At 62.4% G+C, this 17,070-nt stretch carries 14 protein-coding genes and 1 tRNA gene; 1 reads left to right on the top strand and 14 read right to left on the bottom strand.

Annotated elements, in window-relative coordinates; translation table 11 throughout:
• Positions 1-136: 136 nt before the first annotated feature.
• The 13 genes from AC1D34_RS19660 to AC1D34_RS19600 all read right to left on the bottom strand — a co-directional run bounded on the left by AC1D34_RS19660 (position 137) and on the right by AC1D34_RS19600 (position 15,927).
• Positions 137-922 (bottom strand): SNF2-related protein, encoded by a 786-nt coding sequence (locus AC1D34_RS19660; protein WP_476825085.1) that lies wholly within the window; start codon positions 920-922, stop codon positions 137-139.
• Between the two features lie 173 nt (positions 923-1,095).
• Entirely contained in the window at positions 1,096-1,818 is a 723-nt protein-coding gene (gene queC, locus AC1D34_RS19655; RefSeq protein WP_476825084.1) for a 7-cyano-7-deazaguanine synthase QueC, read from the bottom strand.
• Positions 1,815-2,171 (bottom strand): 6-pyruvoyl trahydropterin synthase family protein, encoded by a 357-nt coding sequence (locus tag AC1D34_RS19650; protein ID WP_476825083.1) that lies wholly within the window; start codon positions 2,169-2,171, stop codon positions 1,815-1,817. Before AC1D34_RS19650 ends, queC begins: the two co-directional genes overlap by 4 nt.
• Positions 2,172-2,184: 13 nt before the next feature.
• Complete coding sequence (gene queE, locus AC1D34_RS19645) at positions 2,185-2,817, bottom strand: 7-carboxy-7-deazaguanine synthase (RefSeq protein ID WP_476825082.1); 633 nt, start codon at positions 2,815-2,817, stop codon at positions 2,185-2,187.
• The gene (dbpB, locus tag AC1D34_RS19640; protein WP_476825081.1) at positions 2,814-3,920 is read right to left on the bottom strand and encodes a DGQHR domain-containing protein DpdB; all 1,107 of its coding nucleotides are present in this window, start codon (positions 3,918-3,920) and stop codon (positions 2,814-2,816) included. The genes queE and dbpB (AC1D34_RS19640) overlap by 4 nt, the downstream gene beginning before the upstream one ends.
• Positions 3,907-5,196, bottom strand: a complete 1,290-nt coding sequence (gene dpdA / locus AC1D34_RS19635; RefSeq protein WP_476825080.1) for a tRNA-guanine transglycosylase DpdA — start codon at positions 5,194-5,196, stop codon at positions 3,907-3,909. Before dpdA ends, dbpB (AC1D34_RS19640) begins: the two co-directional genes overlap by 14 nt.
• The gene (dbpB, locus tag AC1D34_RS19630) at positions 5,193-6,305 is read right to left on the bottom strand and encodes a DGQHR domain-containing protein DpdB (protein WP_476825079.1); all 1,113 of its coding nucleotides are present in this window, start codon (positions 6,303-6,305) and stop codon (positions 5,193-5,195) included. Before dbpB (AC1D34_RS19630) ends, dpdA begins: the two co-directional genes overlap by 4 nt.
• Positions 6,302-7,213 carry a hypothetical protein gene (locus AC1D34_RS19625; protein WP_476825078.1) on the bottom strand — a complete coding sequence of 304 codons (912 nt, stop codon included), beginning with the start codon at positions 7,211-7,213 and terminating at the stop codon, positions 6,302-6,304. Before AC1D34_RS19625 ends, dbpB (AC1D34_RS19630) begins: the two co-directional genes overlap by 4 nt.
• Positions 7,214-7,727: 514 nt before the next feature.
• Entirely contained in the window at positions 7,728-8,153 is a 426-nt protein-coding gene (locus AC1D34_RS19620; protein ID WP_476825077.1) for a hypothetical protein, read from the bottom strand.
• 458 nt (positions 8,154-8,611) lie between these two features.
• Entirely contained in the window at positions 8,612-11,455 is a 2,844-nt protein-coding gene (locus AC1D34_RS19615) for a DUF3987 domain-containing protein (protein WP_476825076.1), read from the bottom strand.
• Positions 11,456-11,982: 527 nt separating this feature from the next.
• Positions 11,983-12,630, bottom strand: coding sequence for a hypothetical protein (locus AC1D34_RS19610; RefSeq protein ID WP_476825075.1), 648 nt, complete (start codon positions 12,628-12,630; stop codon positions 11,983-11,985).
• Positions 12,627-13,808: a tyrosine-type recombinase/integrase gene (locus AC1D34_RS19605; protein ID WP_476825074.1), complete on the bottom strand. Its 1,182-nt coding sequence runs from the start codon at positions 13,806-13,808 to the stop codon at positions 12,627-12,629. The genes AC1D34_RS19610 and AC1D34_RS19605 overlap by 4 nt, the downstream gene beginning before the upstream one ends.
• 538 nt (positions 13,809-14,346) lie before the next feature.
• Positions 14,347-15,927, bottom strand: coding sequence for an MFS transporter (locus AC1D34_RS19600; RefSeq protein ID WP_476825073.1), 1,581 nt, complete (start codon positions 15,925-15,927; stop codon positions 14,347-14,349).
• Positions 15,928-16,007: 80 nt separating this feature from the next.
• Here AC1D34_RS19600 and AC1D34_RS19595 point away from each other — a divergent pair, with 80 nt between their 5' ends.
• A complete protein-coding gene (locus AC1D34_RS19595) occupies positions 16,008-16,805 on the top strand; it encodes a helix-turn-helix transcriptional regulator (protein ID WP_476825072.1) in 798 nt (265 codons plus the stop codon).
• A 185-nt stretch (positions 16,806-16,990) separates the two neighbouring features.
• Here the strand turns inward: AC1D34_RS19595 and AC1D34_RS19590 are convergent.
• A tRNA-Met gene (locus AC1D34_RS19590) sits at positions 16,991-17,067 on the bottom strand.
• Between the last annotated feature and the right edge of the window lie 3 nt (positions 17,068-17,070).

Raw genomic sequence — 17,070 nt, 5'->3', positions numbered from 1 at the left:
CTTGTGTAGCGACGGATGATCGCGCCGGCGCGGTCCGGGGTTAGTCCAGAGACACTTCGGCGCCTGTGTCGCAGAATCCGGCGATGCAGACGGTAAACTTCGCTCAGATGCGCACGCGTGCGGCCGACCGCCTCGATTAGCGTCGTTCATTATGGAGTACTGGCGTCGCCGAGAGGAGAAGGACGCGTTCGATCGCCGGCGCAGCGGCAGCGATCACCTGATAAGACTCGCCATCGGCCTCTCGGTCGATCAAATGATGCGCTTCATCGATCACGAGCATATTGGCTCGGGCGAGCAAGGCGCTGGCGGCGCCGATGTCGCCGGCGGGGATGATGTAAATACCTTTATCAAGCAGGTGTTCGAGCAAGAACTTCTTGGTCAGTTCATCGCGCCATTGGAGTACCAGAGCGTCGGGCACGATGACAACGATCGTAACATCATCTCCACAATCGAGAACGCATTGCCGGATCAGGATCCCAGCCTCGATCGTCTTCCCTAGGCCGACCTCATCCGCGAGAAGGTAGCGCTGAATCGGATCCTGCAGGATGCGCCGAACCACTTCGATCTGATGACTTTCAAGTTCAACTGCGGACGACAATAATGCTGACATTCCGAGAGAGGCGGCCCGCTGCGCGACCTGACTGCGCGTAAATGCGCTGCGTCCGTCCGAGAAGCGCGGGCTCTCGTTGATTTGGTTCGCTAGAAACGTGGTTGGATCGAGGATCGGCTTCGCCCAGCGGACAAAGACATCAATGACCTTCAGGTACCGGGTTGACTGGTTGGGAAATTGAACAAGCTGTGTGTCGCCATGGTCATCGAGAAGACGACCAATCTCCCATGCGCCGATGGCGGAATTGAAATGGTAGATTCGAGTTTGCTCAGGAATCGTCGTAACAACGATCTCTTTGGCTGGCAGTTCCACGACGAATGGCGGATTAGTGGGCACGTCGAAATATTCGACCGTACACAGATCGCCACGCCGGCTAGTCTGCTTCCCAATCCCGAAAGACGCKGGCTCACCCGCAAGCGCTCTTACAAACACCTTCCACCCGAATCAGGACTTCGCCTGTATCGAAGTCTTCGGAAAGGTGGCCGCTATTTTTGCCGATGTCCAACCCCATTGAAGCTTTTCCACCCGGTCGCTCGCAGTTCACATGCGGGGCACGTCCCGCAGCCATAGCCCCAGTCGTGACGTTCGCCGCGTTCGCCGCGATAGCAGGTGTGAGTGTCCTCGACGATAAGGTCGACGAGCCCCCGTCCCCCGAGCGCTTCGGCGAGCGCCCAAGTCTCAGCCTTGCCGAGCCACATCAGCGGCGTCTCGAGCACGAAGCGGCGGTCCATGCCGAGATTGAGCGCGACCTGCAGCGCCTTGATCGTGTCGTCGCGGCAGTCCGGATAACCCGAAAAATCGGTCTCGCACATACCGCCCACGATGTGGCGAAGCCCGCGCCGCCACGCGAGCGCTGCGGCAAAAGTGAGGAAGACGATGTTGCGGCCGGGCACGAAGGTGTTTGGCAGGCCGCCCGCCTCCACCTCGATCTCAACCTCGCGAGTGAGCGCGGTGTCGGAGACTTCGCCGAGAGCCGCGATCGCGAGCGTGTGATCCTCACCGAGGCGCGTGGCCCAAAGCGGGTTCAACGCCTTCAATCCCTCGCGCAGCGTCTTCCGCTGCTCAAGCTCGACCCGATGCCGCTGACCGTAGTCGAAACCGAGCGTCTCAACGTGCTCGAAGCGGTCGAGTGCCCAGGCGAGACAGGTCGCAGAATCCTGACCGCCCGAGAATAGAATGAGGGAGCCTTCGCTCGAAACCGCGCTCATGCCCCGTCGAACTCCGACCCGCAGAGCGGCGTCTCGAAGACCTTGAGTTGCGCAAGCTGTGGCAAGTCGGGCTTTACTTTGGCCCAGGTCCCCATCGAGATCAGCTCGGCGGTCGGGTTTTCGAGGCCCTCGACGCCGTTGAGCGTATGATGGTCGAGCCGCTTCAGCACCGGCCCGAAAACCGCCTCGACGTCTAAGAGGTCAACCACTAAGCCGGTCGCAGGATCGACCGGGCCGTCAACCGTCAACTCCACTCGATAGGAATGGCCATGCATCTGGTGGCAACGACGGGTCGGCGGTACGTTGGGCAGCCGATGCGCGGCCTCGAAGTTGAAGTCCTGAACGATTCTCATGGGTGGGGCCTCATTAAGGTATACCGATCATTTTGTGCGTCTGCACGCTAAGTCGCCAGCGCGGATGGGCGAGACAATACGCTATCGCCGCCTGAACATTAGCCTGCCGCGCCGGCCCGTCCATGGGCTGCAGGAAGAAATGGCGGAAGGCGAGGCCCTCGAAGACCGCCGGGTCGAGCCCCTCCTGCGGATAAACGAGCTTCAGTTCGTCGCCGCCGTCGAGCGCGATCGGCGCGCCAGCCTTTGGGCTGACGCAGAGCCAGTCGACACCCTCCGGACGCGCCTGCGTCCCGTTAGTCTCGACCGCGCATTCAAAGCCGCGGGCGCGGGCCGCAGCGGTTAGATCGGCGTCGAGTTGGAGTAGCGGCTCGCCGCCGGTGAAGACTACATAGCGCAGACAGGGCGCGTCGCCCCAGGCGCGCTCGATCCTGTCCGCGAGTTCCTCAGCGGTGTTGAACCGACCGCCGCCAACGCCGTCCATCCCGACAAAATCCGTGTCGCAGAAGCTGCAGACCGCGCCGGCGCGATCCACCTCGCGGCCCGACCAGAGGTTACAACCGGCAAAGCGGCAGAAGACTGCGGCGCGCCCACTCTGCGCGCCTTCGCCCTGGAGGGTTTTGAAGATCTCCTTAACCGCGTAACTCATGCCGACCCCGCGCTGGGCTCGAACAGAGGTGCAGGCGCGGCCCTACGACGTTGGCGCTGATCGATCTTCACCAACCCCACGAGATGATGTTTGAGAAGAGCGACGTCGCGGTTGACGTTCTGAATGGAGTTCCAGCGCCGCACCTCACCGCTGAAATTCCATTCGCCGCTGGTCCACGCTGTCGTATCTTTGAGGCACTCGAGCCCCTCGCGAAATTCCTCGACGCTCCGCGCCTTGGCGCGCTGGGCGAGCACTTCCATAACATCGCCCATCGCTTGGATGCCGGCGCCGTGGAGCAAGCGCGAGGTCGAGGGATTCTGACCATGCCAGGCATCAGGGAAGATCTTCTTTACCGCCTCGAAGAAATTCGAGACTAGACGTACGCAAGACTTGATGCCCACGGGGCCATGGATAAGTTCGCGCAGCACGCCGTTGGTCAGCGACTCCATGATGACCTTCTGCATCACGGTGTCGGCGATCATGCCCTCGGGCGCGGTATGTTGCTTGATGTAGCCCTTGAGCGCGGTGTTCTCGTAATTGAGGCGCGCCGTGATGTCGGCAGCTGTCGAACGGCGGCTCAGCCGCGGCGGCAAGTCATCGACCGTAGGCAGCAACTCGTAGATGAGCGACTTGGGCAGCGGCTTGGAGTTGTTGATGAGTACGAACTGCCGACGTAATTCGTCTCTGTCGCGGCAGATCAGCGCCGATACGAACACCTGAAAATCACGGTCAACCTCGGCAAGCGCCGACAAGCGTTGCTGGCCGTCCACGACCAGTCCGGGGGCGCCGCCCGTCATGTCGATGGCAAGGCGGGCAATGCCGCCCTCGAGTTGCTCGACCGAGACCCGGTCGGTGAAGGCGACGACGATCGGATTGGGAAGCACCGCATTGGGCTTTTCGAGATAGTCGCGGATCTCACGAATGTGCGCTGCGACCTGCGGCCGCTGGAATCCGCTGAGTTCGCCTTGCGCGTCGCGGCCTATCCGATCGATCGTCGCAAAGCGAAGTACATCGGCGGCCTTGGTCGCGAAGCTGAGCACTACATGCTCATGGCTCTGCCGCGCGCAAACGGCGTTGAAGATCATGGGTTCAGATAACGGCACGCTTCAAATCCAGTCGTTCGATATGGTTCTTGTAGATCGCGAGGTTGTGGATCCCGCGGCGCTTGTTGCGGTTGCTCCCGCGAAAGATGATGACCTCGACCGAGGCATCGCAGCAGATCGCGCACGCGCATTTCTTCCATGGCCTGGCGGCAAGTGTGGCGCGGTAGCGCTCTTTAAGCCGCGCGAGCGTAATGCTGTCGCCGCAGTCCTCATAGGGGCGCTCCTCAAACAAGGGCGCGCTGTATACCAAAACATTGTGGAGCGTCTCTTCGAGGTCGGCCTCGCCGCGGTCGAAGGCGCGCAGCGACGCAAGGGCAAGCGCTTCCATCCGAACCAAATCCTCGGCTCGGAACATGCCTTTCTTCACGCTACGCTGAAGCTTGGGATTCTCGATCGCCTGGGGGACACGGATCGAGGTGTAGTATCGCAGGCTGAGGCCGTCGCCGGGCAAGTAGTAATTCTGCTTGGCGTCCTTGAACGCACGGATCAACGGTGAGGTGGTGTCGAAGCTCGCAATGTCATAACTGTGAAAGCTGTCGATATCGTCGGCCTTGGCAAAGCCGAGGATATGAAGCTGGGTCCTCGCCGGCACCGCTTCGCGAATGGCTTCCAAGCAGAGCTTGATCTCGGGTGATTTCAGCGGGACCATGCCGCCAAGCGCGAGATAGTCATAGCCCATCGCGACGAGTTGTCTTGCGGCCTCAGCCATGCTCCCCGGCGACCAGCCTTGCACAACACCCAAGGGGGTGAACTTCGCGCCCATCGCCAGAGCCTCGCGGCGAAAGCCATTGGCATTTTCGAGCGTGATATCGAAGCGGTGGCGTGCATCCTGCGTCCCCCCTTCCATACCACTCAGGCCGGAATCGAAATCGAAGATGATGTGGTCGACCGAGCAGCCATGGGTGAAGCCGCATTCATCATAGAATTCGGCCATTTCCGCAGGCGTGTAGGGCGGACGCTCCTCCTGAACATAGGTGAACGCACCACAGTCGCCGAATATGTCGAGATGCGCGAACTCAGGCTTGTCGAGTCGCAGGAACTTGCGGACCCCAACGAGCCCGAACCGGCGCGCCTGGCTTGCGGTATATTTGCCCTTCACCCGGTGGTCGCCCACGATTCCGCGCGAGACAAGCATGCCATCATAAGGCGCGTACCCCAGGATCTCGTGGGGATAGGCGTCGTCCCAATAGGGCTGGCGGTCGGCCGGGCTGCGATCAGCGATGAAGTCGAACGCTGGGTCCACATAGTCGAGGCTGTCGGCGAAGATGAACTTCATGACGCCGCCCTCGCTAGGTCTCGCTCGAGATGCAACAGATGGTCGGTCAGCTTGGTGATATGCTGCGAGGTGGATTGGATGGCGTTCCATTCGAGCCCGAGGCCCTCCCAGTTACCGCTGGTCCAACGACAGTGCGGCGCCAAGCGGCGGAGCATCTCGCGCACCGCCGCGCCTTTGTCGGCGGCGGCGTCCGCCCGCAGCATCAGCGTATCCATGAGCGCGCCCATCGCACGGATGCCGGCCGAGTGCATGAGTCGGCTTTCGGTCGGGGCGCGTCCCCAGGCGTCGGGAAAGATGTCCCTGACTGCGCCCCAATAGAGAATGAGTGCGTCGTACATCGCTTCGGTGTCGTTACCCGATCCATTCTGTCTGAACTGACCGAGTGCACCTGCCGCGGTCTTGAGGCTCGCCTTCATCGTCTCGATGAGCGCGGTATCGGTCACGATTCCGGCGCGATCGGATTCGCGTTTGATGAAGCCGTGGAAGGGAGAGTTGGGATCAGTGTTAAGCGCCTCGCAAAGCGCGCTAGGTAGCTGTTTCGCGGCCAGATCGCGCGGCAAAAGGACACTCACCTCGGGCAACAGTTCGTTGATGAGCGCAGTCGGAAGCGGCCTCACCTTGTTGACGAGGATGAATYGCTCGCGCTGGGTCGAAAGCGCGTCCGACACGAACCCGATCACCGGCACCGCGATCGTCGGGTCCTTGGCGGCGCCTAGTGCCAGCGAGCGTTGCTGCCCGTCGACGATCCAGGCGGCTCGGCGCCCTTCAGGGTAGATCGGGATCGAGAGCGTGCCGGTTTCGCCCACCTCACACGCTTTGTCGGGCGCACGGCCGCGCGATCGTGCGAACTCGACCTCGGGCGATAGCGCCAGTATGATAGCATTGGGAAAGAGCACTGGTCCGCTGTCGAGGAAGGCGATGATCTCTTTCACATGGTCGCGGATCTCGCGGCGCTGGAAGCCTTTCAGTTCGTGGTCATCGCGCCGGATGCGGCTGATATCAGCAATGCGATTGATGTCGGCGCCATAGAGGAAGAAAGCGAAGATCCCGATCCCACCGCCCTGCTCTGCGCGAACCGCGCGGATCTTAAGAGTATCGCGTCCGGTCATGCCCGCTCCTCCCGGACCTGGCGGGCCAGCACCGCAAATCGCGATTGTTCGCACGCTATACCGAGATCGTCGCGAAACACCCGCAGCAGCTTTGACGAACTGCCGCCCGCAGCCTCCCAATGCGCGTGAATGAGCGCCAGCAAATCGTCATCGTCATGGCGCACGCGATCGATTTTGCTGGGCAACCGCCAATTGGCGATGGAGTCCGCCACCGCCGACCGGTCTTCGCGCGCCGAAGCCGACACGCCCAGCCTGACGAAATGCCGGAGCGCGCGCGACGCAAAATCACTGCGCGTACCGCGGATGTTGCTGTCCGGCCCATCGAGACGATCATCATAGGGCATGACGGAGGGCCGAAGCGCCTCGGCGATGCGTTCTTCGGGTGCGCGAGTGAAAATCCGTACCCGCTCCAACACAGCAACGGGCAACGCGATGAGTTCTGCAGCGAGCATGTCTAGATAAGCGTCCGACAGCGCCACGAGGATCGCGCCCGGTTGATCAGCGACCAACGCATCTAGCGCTTGCGCAAACGGTGACGTCGCGCGCAAAGCCGACCACCAAGTGTTCATACTGAATGGCCCGGTCACGCGCCCCCGCACGCTGTCGGCCGCGCCTGCTAGCACCGTGCACGCATAAGGGGGCACGGCTGTGCTCGCATTGATCAGACCGAGGCCCGCCGAGACGATGAGCATGCGCGCATCGAGCGCACGCGCAGCCGCAGCAGCCTCCTGGTAACCGCGTCCGCCATAAATATCTGACGCCGGAAAGCGCTCGGATTCGGCCTTAAGACGATGCCCCCAATCGGCGGCGAGTAGGGCGATACCGGCGTGCGGCAGCGAGGAAATGTGGAGACTATCCGAGACCGGTTTGCGCTTGCGATTGGTACAGTTAGTAATCACCAGTGTCACAAATTTATCTCCCGAGGCCCGCGGCGACCTTGGGCGCATAAAATACTAATTTGATTTGCCGCATTTGGCTACATTAAATGCGTATCGGACCATGAAGGGTTAGCCCCAATAAGTGCGCGAATCGGCAGGCCGAGCTGGGCTCCCAATGGCTGCTCGGGTTAAGGGACTTATGTGACACAAGGCAAGACCCCGGTCACCGAGAAGCTGCCATCCAACTTCGTGTACCGTCGCTCCTTTATGCACTCTCAACGGCGCTCGACGATCGCTTCTGTCCGGCGCTGGCCCGCTGACGAGGTGCATCTGGCTTGCCCCTGGAGAGGAGGGTTCGAAATTTCCCGCCCGGAACCAGTTCGACCCGACGCGTAGCCTAGGCGGAGGGATGGTCCGCCGAACGTGATCTGCAAGTATTTGAAATTACATTTGAAAATCCGATAAGATGTTCCGCATCCCAGCATTTGCCCCAACGCAGATGACATTCTGGGCCGATCGCGCCGCCTTTCGAACCTTCGGATAGCTAGCCCAGTTGGCGTATGTTCTGCTCGTACCAGGCCGCCAGATCGGCTCCCCAGGCGTCGGCGAGTTCGGCGGGCGTCAGGTCCTCCGGGATTCTCGGCCTGAGGGCCTCCATACCTCGGAGCCAGCGCTGCCGATACTTCTCCGGCAAAAGAATATTGTCCACGTCGATGGGCCGATCGTCCATCGCCCCGAGGAGATCCCGCATTCGGAGCGAACGCGGCCTCCGTCTGGTCTGCGTGTTCCGCTTACTCGCCAACTTCCTGAAGTGCACGAGGTCGCTGACCAGGCGGGCGTAGGCGGCAACGTTCTTGAGCCGCAACTGCGCGATCACCTCCGGGCCGTGTTCCGCCACGTCGGCGGCGACGAGTTCGATGACCGTAGAGCCGAGGCGATCCCGGGCGTTGAGCAGGTTCCTTCGCTGCATGGTGTGCTCTCCCGCGCCTGCGCGCGACGCGCGCGAACGGAGCACGATTTTAACAGGAACTCCCTGGCGCCGCCCCAGAAAAAATCGAATTTCAGCAGCTGGCGCCGACCAGTTTTGGCATCAATCACGCGGAGGTTTTTTACGGGTCCGCAGGCAACGCCGGCAGCCCAGAAGGTGCTCGCCACAACCTTCGCAACCCGCCTTCGGGCGGGGGCGCTTGGAAACCTTCAGGCCACCCGTGTGTCGCCGCCGCCGCCCCCTCCCCACCGGGGGGCTACCGACGGAATTGTCATCAATGTCTTCTCGCGGGCACGGATACAGAATTCTTCTTCTCTCTTTTTTAAAACCAACTCTATCGCGCCCCGCGCGCGTAAGAAGACAACGATGACAAACGTACGAGGCTGCCCCTAAGCCGGCGCTGATTTTCTTGCCCGACTGTAAGGTGAGCGCCGAAATTACTACGCTGAGGCGCCGCCCCCGCTGATAGCCGCCGTCACGGCCTTGCGTGCGGCCTCTTCGCGCTCCAGGTCCGCCGCAAAACGGTCGGCAAGACCGGGCGCCCTCACCCAGCGCGGGACGGGCCCATTGCGGTCGGTGCGCGTCAACCAGCCGCCGGTTTCGAACCTCTGCATGAGCTTGATCTGCTCGTCACGCGGCTTGCCCTGCAGCGCGCGGCAGTGGCGGGCCACGTCTCGCAGCACGATCTGGTCCTTTTGGCAGCGCAGGATGGCGGTCGCAATAGAGCGATGACGGTGTTTGGTACCCACGTCGAGCATCACATAGAACAGCTCCGCATGGGGGATGAAGAACCCTCGCATGATCGCGTCGACGCGTAATACCACCTCAAGCGGCACGCACTCTGCCGGTGTCGAAGCGCCCATTTCCCTAGAGTCGACGAAATGGAACAGAAGGGCGAGGCTCAACCACATTGGCCCCATCTTGTTGAGGCACTCCGCAAACTCTCGCGACGGCTGCTGCGCACGCGCCGCCAGCCGCATATCGTCGGCGAATTTCTTGTAGCGGTTCGAGCCCTCGGGCGTGAGCTTGTAGGGCGTGGCCACCGTGTGGCCAAAGGGGTCCTGTTGAAGAATGGGGGCGATGGCCGCCAGTGCGTCGCGCACCGGCTGTAGGATTACCTTCGCGTCGCCGGCGTAGTCGATATCCTCGTAGCTGCTTGCTTCGTGCATGAGTACCGGCAGGAAGCGCTGCAGGAGGCCGTCCGACGTCGGAAGCTTCATGTCGAGCAACCGGTCGGGCTGGACGGCGCCGAGGAAGCTGCCCGCGCAATGATCAAGGTGGACACTTGGTTTGGTGATGCGCTGACGATCGTAGGGCGAGCCGTCGCGCAGGTTGCAGTAAAAGGCGCGGTCAGCCCCGTCTGAACCGTTTGGACTGTAGCGCCCGAGCGAGCCCAGAAAACCCGACATCTCGTCTCGAAACATGGCGCAACCGCCAGGATTTGCGCCGAGGATTTCCACGTATTTCTCAGTCGTCACATCGCCAACGGCGCGTTGCCGCGGCGGCGCAATCTTCCTTATGGCTTCTGCTTCGGCTCGTTTTGCGTCGGCCTTCGTCATTTTCGCCATACTCAGGGCGATCGGGAGCCCTGCGGTAGCGACCTCATTGCTGTGCCGGGACCGATCCTGGGCGTCGAGGCTCGCCGGGAGGGCGCGGGCGGCACTGATGACCGCAGTCTTCATCGACGAAGGCGGTGCCACAAGGAGCACCCATAGGAGCAGCGGCACCGTCCAGTCCCGCGCATGCTGCTTGGGCGTAATACCTAGCCGCGTGTCGCAACAAGCCGCCAAACCGACCAGGTAGCCCACCGCGAAGGCGTCGGCGTCGGCTCCGCTCACCCGCGCGCTCACGGCGGCCGCTTCACGCACAGCTCGCGGTAGAAGAGAATGGTCAAGACGCGGCGCCGGCGGATCGCGCCACGGATCCCACACCTCATCATCCGCTGCGGCCGTGTCCTCAGATTGTGTTGGATCGCTGTTTGGCGGGTCGGACTGGTGGGCCTCGCCAAGCCTGGCAAGAACTGCCTCCCACAACTCGCTGACATCCAGCGGCGCGACGTAGGCAAACGCATCTCCATGGGCGCGCGAGTAGATCTTTATATCCGAGCCGTCGGTGTAGATGWTGGCGCAGTTCCGCGACTGATAATCGAGCCCCTCTACGGGATCGGCGCATTCGGTATCGTGAAAMGCCRCCGGGTTTTTTTGGATGTCCGCCACGGTGAAAGCACGGCCGTCGGGCCGCCAGAGCCTGTGATCGGGTGTCAGGGGCACGAACGACCATCTCCCGACGCTGCTGACCCCCATGGCAGTCACGCGGTCGTAGTCCGCCTCTGCCTTCTGTCGTGGTGTGCCTCGAGCCACCGCCGCCTTGACATGCTCGGCTCTGTACTTCGCCCGAACCTCGTCACGCTGAATGCGGAATTCCGGATTGTCGGCTGCACTTTGCCAGCGTCCGGCGAACAACGACGCAGGCGCGACTCGGTCGGCGAATTCGATGAGTTCAGCCGCCATCAAGATCCCGTTGCCGCCCAGGACCTTGGCTTTTCGCGGCAGCGTCTCGAGCCCGGGACCGACGACGGCGGCACCCTCGTACGACAAGCGCTCCGGCGAACCGACGGAGGCGTCGACGGGTCCACGCAAGAGGACGGAGCCGCTTTTCGAGAGTTGCAGCCGACCAGCCGAGTTTCCAGTGCCACAACACCAGGCCAGGCGCATCAGGGCCTCGAGGCACTCCTTGGATTTCGAAGGCTCGTCGACCAGGACGTACCCGTGCTCACCGCGCTTCAACGCTTTGCCGCTCGACGGGTCGATAACCGACGCGGAAGCGGACGGGCGGCTCAGAAAGGCAATGTTAGCGAAGGGCGGGAAAAGCTCGCGCAGCAACTCATAGAGCCCGTCAATGTCGTCGCCATCGAGCAGGAGCAGGCCAGGAACTTGGGGCCAGCCGAAGTGCGACAGCGCTCGGGGAATGGCGTCCGAGCCCGGGGCAAACCGCTCCTTCGTCGTAATGCGTCCCGTCGTGGTGCCGTTCGTTGGCACGCCAAGTCCGATAGCCTCCTGCGAGGAGAGCCCATCAATTGTTGAGCCGATCAGTACCAGCGCGCTGCGAGGGTCGCTCGCGTCGACGGAAACGACGCGATAGTTGCCCTGCGCGAACTGTGTTCCCGACACCTTCTCGACGCCGCCATCGGCTTGCAGCCGGTACTCCTTCGACAGCCTTCCCGGGGATACGAACACGGTGAAGGAGATCCGGGTGCCAGCGTTTCCCTTGCGCCGCGGGTTCATGGCGATCGCCGCGGGGTGGCCGATAGTTTGGGACGCCGCAGGCGAGCGATCCGTGGGGTGTACAATTGAAATATCATGAGGCCCTCCTCACAGGAGAGCCGCGCTAGGCGGGTTGCCGCGTCAGTGGTATCAATATAGCTGCCGAACTCATGATACCGCGCCGTCGCATTCCCCCTGCGGCGGCGTTCTTTACTTCCATGCGGGCTTCGAAGAGTTGTGAGCAGGGGCACCACCGACCCGTGCGATCAAGTCGTTAATGTCTTGAACGCACCAAACTGTTCGTCCCCCCAGCCTAACCGGCTTTGGGAACTCTCCCGCTCGGACGCCCGCCCACCAGCGGCTTGCGGAGACCGGGATGGGGCCGCCTGTTTTTCCAAGAATCTGATTAACCGTCACGAAACCGGTCGAGGGCCACTGGGCCCGCGGGAATAGCCCGACACTGTCAGGCCTGATGTTTGATCCGCTCGGCATTGCCCTGCTCCACATTGGACTGCGGTGCACGGTGACGCATTCTCGCGGCGATAAAATCAGCGATAAAATGGGCGGATCGCGGCCCGGATCGTCTTCTCTTGCGGTTGCTTTGCGAGCGGGTGCTTCAGCGAGAACCACTCGAGCAGCGCGCGGACCTCGTCTGTAAGCGATCCCTCGGTCTGGCCCCCGCCGCGGCGGCGCGTGAATTCTTCACGAAAGAGCTCGACGACGTTGGGCCTGCCTTTCTTGCCCGTCCGAATGCCGACGCTTGCGTGCTTCTTGACCACGCCGGCGAGCCAGTGTTGGAATTCGCTAACCTCTAGGAAGATCGGGCTCCTTCCGACGTTCGGTCCGGCGCTTATCATCGGATCGATGTGCGTTTCGAGCCCGGGGAAGAAACTTCGCCCTCTCCAGCATTCACGATCATAGATCTCGCCCCACTCTGATCCCGCAGGGTTGTACGCAAAGGCCCGCAGAGCCTGGGATCGAAGAGCCTCTCGTATTCTTTGCTCCACCCGCTCTCTCGCTTGATCCTCCATGATCACCGCTTGAGGGTCGGGGCCATACAGGCCCGGGGCGATGCGAACCTTGCCAAGGTCGCTCTCGGTTCTGATAGCCTGCGCCGTCTCCAGCCCCGCAAAGGCTATAGCAAATGCTCTTCCGAGCTCAATGTAGCCGTGCGGAATTGGAAAAGATTGCGTCATCGAACCGCTCCAAGCGGAACGGCGGGAGGCGATGCTATCGTTAGAAAACTCGCCCAGGCGTCCATCAGTTCCCGGCGCCGTTCGAGTAAGTCGCCTCGCCGATAGGCTGCTTCAATCCGGTTCAACACCGCGTGCGCTAGCGCCATCTCGCAGACCTCGTGGGAAAAGCTGGTGCGCTCCGATGCCCAGTCACGGAACGTCGAGCGGAAGCCGTGCACCGTCACGTCGTCGCGCTTCATCCGCCTCAAAAGCATCTCCATCGCCATGACACTGAGCGGCCGGCCAGCCTTCTGGCCGGGAAACACGAATGGGCTCAGTTCGCTTCGCAGCGCGGCCGCCCGTTCAAGAACCGCAATCGCGCTTCCGGACAGCGGAACACGATGCTCCCGGCTGGCCTTCATGCGCTCCCTTGGCACAATCCAGATCCGCCCGGCGACATCGATCTCATCCCAGGTCGCACCAAGGACCTCACCCGATCGGGCGGCAGTCAGGATGCAGAATTCAAGCGCCCAGGCGGCAACGGTATCGCGCTTGCGCACATCCGCGAGGAACGCCGGCGTTTCATCGATAGGCATCGCGGCATGATGGCCACGGCTCAGAACCTGCCGCTTTGGCAGGAGGTGATCGAGATGGCCGCGCCAGCGTGCCGGGTTCTCGCCTGACCGAAAGCCCTTGGCCTTCGCCGCGTCTAGCACCTTCTCGATGCGGCCCCGCAGGCGGCTCGCGGTCTCGGGCTTCTCGACCCAGATCGGCTGCAGCACCTTCAGCACGGCTGCAGTGTCGACCTTGTCGATGGGCGTCGCCCGGATTGCGGCCGCATAGGTGGTGAGCGTCATCAGCCATTGGGCGCGATGCTTGGCATTTTTCCAGGCTGGCGACAGGGCGGTGACGACGTCGTCGGCCATCGCGCCGAAGTTCGGAACAGCCCGCTCGAGGGAACGCTTCTCAAGCGGGTCCTCGCCCGCGGCCTGCGCCGCGCGGGCCTGCGCTGCTAGTTCTCGGGCCCGCGCCAGGGATACCCCCCGGGACGAGCCCAGGCCCATCTCACGCAGCCTGCCCGCCCGGCGAAACAGGTACACCCAACGCCGAGCACCCGACTTGTCGACGACGAGATAGAGGCCGCCCCCATCGGCGTGGCGACCGGGCTTCTCGATGGTCTCGACCTTGCGCGCCGACAATCGGTTTATCTGCCTCCCTGCCATCATCCTACCCCAATAATTACCCTAACAATGCGCGGCGATTGCGTTGGACAGCATAGGATAGGAAAGGGGAGGGATGTCAAAATAATTGTTATTTTTCAACGCAGTTCGAGACATATGTGGTGAGATAAGGATACAGGTATGGCGGACGCCCTGTCCGCCATTTCAAAACAGAACCGGCCACGTCGAGCGTGGTCGATTTTTGCGCCGGGTCCTGCGGCAAGGGGCCTGAGCAGATCCCCTTTCGATGCCATGATGCGCATCTGGCTTCCCGTAACCTCGACGCGTTGGGGCGGCGCCCCGAGGTGACCGCGGGATAATYGTCGCTGCGGGCTGCATTCGCGCTCTGGCCGGTTTTCGCGAATATGCGAACCAGCGAGGCATGACGACCTTCTGCCCTGAACGTTCCAGCGGGGTCCGCACGCGGTCGGCGCCGGCTCTCGCCTGATCCCGGATCGCCTCGGGGTGGGTGATGTGGCCCTTCAGCGCCGGACCGTCCCGAAAGGCTCCACCCGCTTCACCGGGGCGGCTCGCTACCGTGAATGACGCCAATATGCCGCAGCGAGACGGCAGCGAGGATGGCGAGGAGTGAAACGCTCACGGCACTGAACATGGCCGCGGTGCTGAACCCTGCTATGAACGCAGCCTGCGCCTCTTCCATCAGGCCGACAGGCAGCTGCGACGCAACCGAGGATGCCGCCCACAAGCTGTCTCCAACGGCCTCTTGCGCTTGATGACCGAGATGATCAGGCATGCGGTCGAGCATGGCTCGGCGATAGATGGCGGTGGCGAGGCTGCCAAGCACTGCAATGCCGAGCGATACGCCGAGGTCCTGCACCGTCTCGGACATCGCCGATGCCGAGCCTGCCTTGTCGGCGGGGGCCGATCCAACCACGAGGTCCGTACCCAGCGCAGCGATCGTGCCAAGCCCGAGATAGGCCAACGAGAAGCCGGCGACGACAATGGCCACGCCGGACGCGCTGTTATCCAGTTGGGTCAGCAGCAGATAGCCCGCCACCGACAACCCCAGCGCTCCGGCCACCACGAAGCCGGGGCGAATGCGCCGGGCAATCAGCGGTGCTGTGACGCCGGCCGCGACCATGGCAAGCGCGGGCGGCCCCATCCAGAGACCCGCGACAAGTGGAGAAAATCCGGCCACGAGCTGCAGATATTGCGTGACCAGCAGCATCGTGCCGCCGACCGCGACGAGGCCAAAGAGGAGCACGATCAACGCCACGCTGAAAGCTCTGTTGGCAAACAGCGACATGTCGAGCAGCGGGTCGGCGAGGCGCTGCTGCCGGCGCACGAACAGCGTGGCGAAGGCAAGTCCCACCGCAATGGCGCCGACCGGATGAAGTCCGAAGCCATCCTTGGCGACCTGCTTGATGCCATAGACCGAAGGCAGCATGGCGGCGAGCGAAAGGCCGACGCTCGCAAGGTCCAGCCTGCCGACATGTGATGCGCGATACTCGGGCAGAAGGACAGGCGCCAGCAAAAGCAGCAGGCCGACAACGGGCACGGCTATGAGAAAGGCTGCACCCCACCAGAAATGCTCCAGCAGTACGCCGCCCACGACCGGTCCAAGCGCCATGCCGAGCGCGAACATGGTCGTCCAAATTCCAAAGCCAAGAGCGCGCTGCCTTGGATCGGCGAACATGTTCGTGATGAGCGCCAGCGTCGACGGCATCAGCGTTGCGGCGGCTACTCCGAGCACTGCCCGGGCCGCGATCAGCATCACGGCACTTGTGGAGAAGGCGGCGAGCGCCGAGGCGACGGCGAAGGCAGCCGCCCCCATCATCAGAAGCTTGCGGCGGCCGATACGATCGCCGAGCGTCCCCATGGTGATCAGGAAACCCGCGATCATGAAGCCGTAGGCATCCATGATCCAGAGCGCTTGCACGCTGCTCGGTTGCAGATCGGCGGCAAGTGCCGGAAGCGCCAGGTGAAGCAGCGTCAGGTCCAGACCGAGCAGGATCGTCGGCAAGGCCAAAAGCGCCAGCCCGAGCCATTCGCGTGCCCCAGCTGTTCCAGGCGGTGAGGCGGTGCCTTCTGTCGTCGTTCTGGAAAGGGGAAGATCGGGTTCGTCCTGAGAAGTCATGCTGCCTCCTTGTCGCGGCGGGACTTTCGAGGCACGGTCATCCTGTTACAATATAAGAAATTATCCTGTTACTAGAGGTAATGGTCTTGTCCGGTCGTACCTTTGCGCGCACGCGAACCGACCTCTCGGGTTTCCTGATGCGTCGCAGAAAGAAGCTCACGCCAGTCGATGCGGGCCTGCCCTCAACCGGCCAGCGTCGCACGCCGGGGCTCCGGCGAGAGGAGCTGGCGGCACTCGCGGGCGTCGGCCTGACCTGGTACACATGGTTTGAGCAGGGTCGAGACATCCAGGTCTCGGAAGGCTTTCTGCTCAAGGTGGCGAAAGCCCTGAAACTGGACGATGCCGAGTGCAGCCATCTGTTCCTGCTGGCGCACAGACGACCTCCGCCACCTGAAGCCTATCAATGGCCATCCGTCAGCCCGCTCATCCAGAATTTGCTGGATGATCTCGTGACGCGACCCGCCTATGTCGCCAACTTGCGTTGGGATGTCGTTGCCTGGAATGCGACCGCGAACGATGTATTCGGCTTCGCAGATCGCGAGCAACGGGACCGCAATGTCATGCGCCTGGTCTTTGCCGATCCGGCGTTCCGCCAACGCCTTCCCCAGTGGTGCGAGGAAGCGCCGAAGCTTCTCGCGCAATTTCGCGGTGATCTGGCCGCGGTTCCAGACGATCCGGCGATGTTGGCGCTGGTGGATGAGCTGAAGACGCTGTCCCCGGATTTCCGCCGATGGCTCGAGCAACCGAGCTTGGAGAGCTACGCTCGGGGCATCGGGGCCATCCTGGATTCAGACGGCACCGAGCTCGGCTTCCTGCACGAGATGCTGACTGTAGACGAGTACCGGCACCTCAAGATGGTCGTCTATTTCCGGCAGTAGGAAATGGCTTCACATCATCGCTTCATCGATCAGCAGCTGGGCGCCTGCCGGCTGGTCGAAGAGGTGAGGAGCGAGGGACGACACCGCTCATCTGAGGCGGGTCTTTTGTGGCGTTCTTCCGCGTCTTCGAACGCAGAAAGCCCGCAGCGTTTATCGCGGCGGGCTTGAGTTGTTTTTGGGATGTTTGGTTGCGGGGGCCAGATTTGAACTGACGACCTTCAGGTTATGAGCCTGACGAGCTACCGGGCTGCTCCACCCCGCGGTA

The organism is Allobosea sp. P1_A7 (assembly GCF_056406775.1).
Note: the sequence above shows the minus strand (reverse complement) of the source record. Positions and strands in the feature narration are given on the sequence as shown.

Bases quoted from the DNA above. Each gene is read 5' to 3' on its own strand.
- queC (WP_476825084.1), bottom strand. From the start codon at position 1,818: ATGAGCGCGGTTTCGAGCGAAGGCTCCCTCATTCTATTCTCGGGCGGT.
- AC1D34_RS19650 (WP_476825083.1), bottom strand. From the start codon at position 2,171: ATGAGAATCGTTCAGGACTTCAACTTCGAGGCCGCGCATCGGCTGCCC.
- queE (WP_476825082.1), bottom strand. From the start codon at position 2,817: ATGAGTTACGCGGTTAAGGAGATCTTCAAAACCCTCCAGGGCGAAGGC.
- dpdA (WP_476825080.1), bottom strand. From the start codon at position 5,196: ATGAAGTTCATCTTCGCCGACAGCCTCGACTATGTGGACCCAGCGTTC.
- AC1D34_RS19620 (WP_476825077.1), bottom strand. From the start codon at position 8,153: ATGCAGCGAAGGAACCTGCTCAACGCCCGGGATCGCCTCGGCTCTACG.
- AC1D34_RS19610 (WP_476825075.1), bottom strand. From the start codon at position 12,630: ATGACGCAATCTTTTCCAATTCCGCACGGCTACATTGAGCTCGGAAGA.
- AC1D34_RS19600 (WP_476825073.1), bottom strand. From the start codon at position 15,927: ATGACTTCTCAGGACGAACCCGATCTTCCCCTTTCCAGAACGACGACA.
- AC1D34_RS19595 (WP_476825072.1), top strand. From the start codon at position 16,008: ATGGTCTTGTCCGGTCGTACCTTTGCGCGCACGCGAACCGACCTCTCG.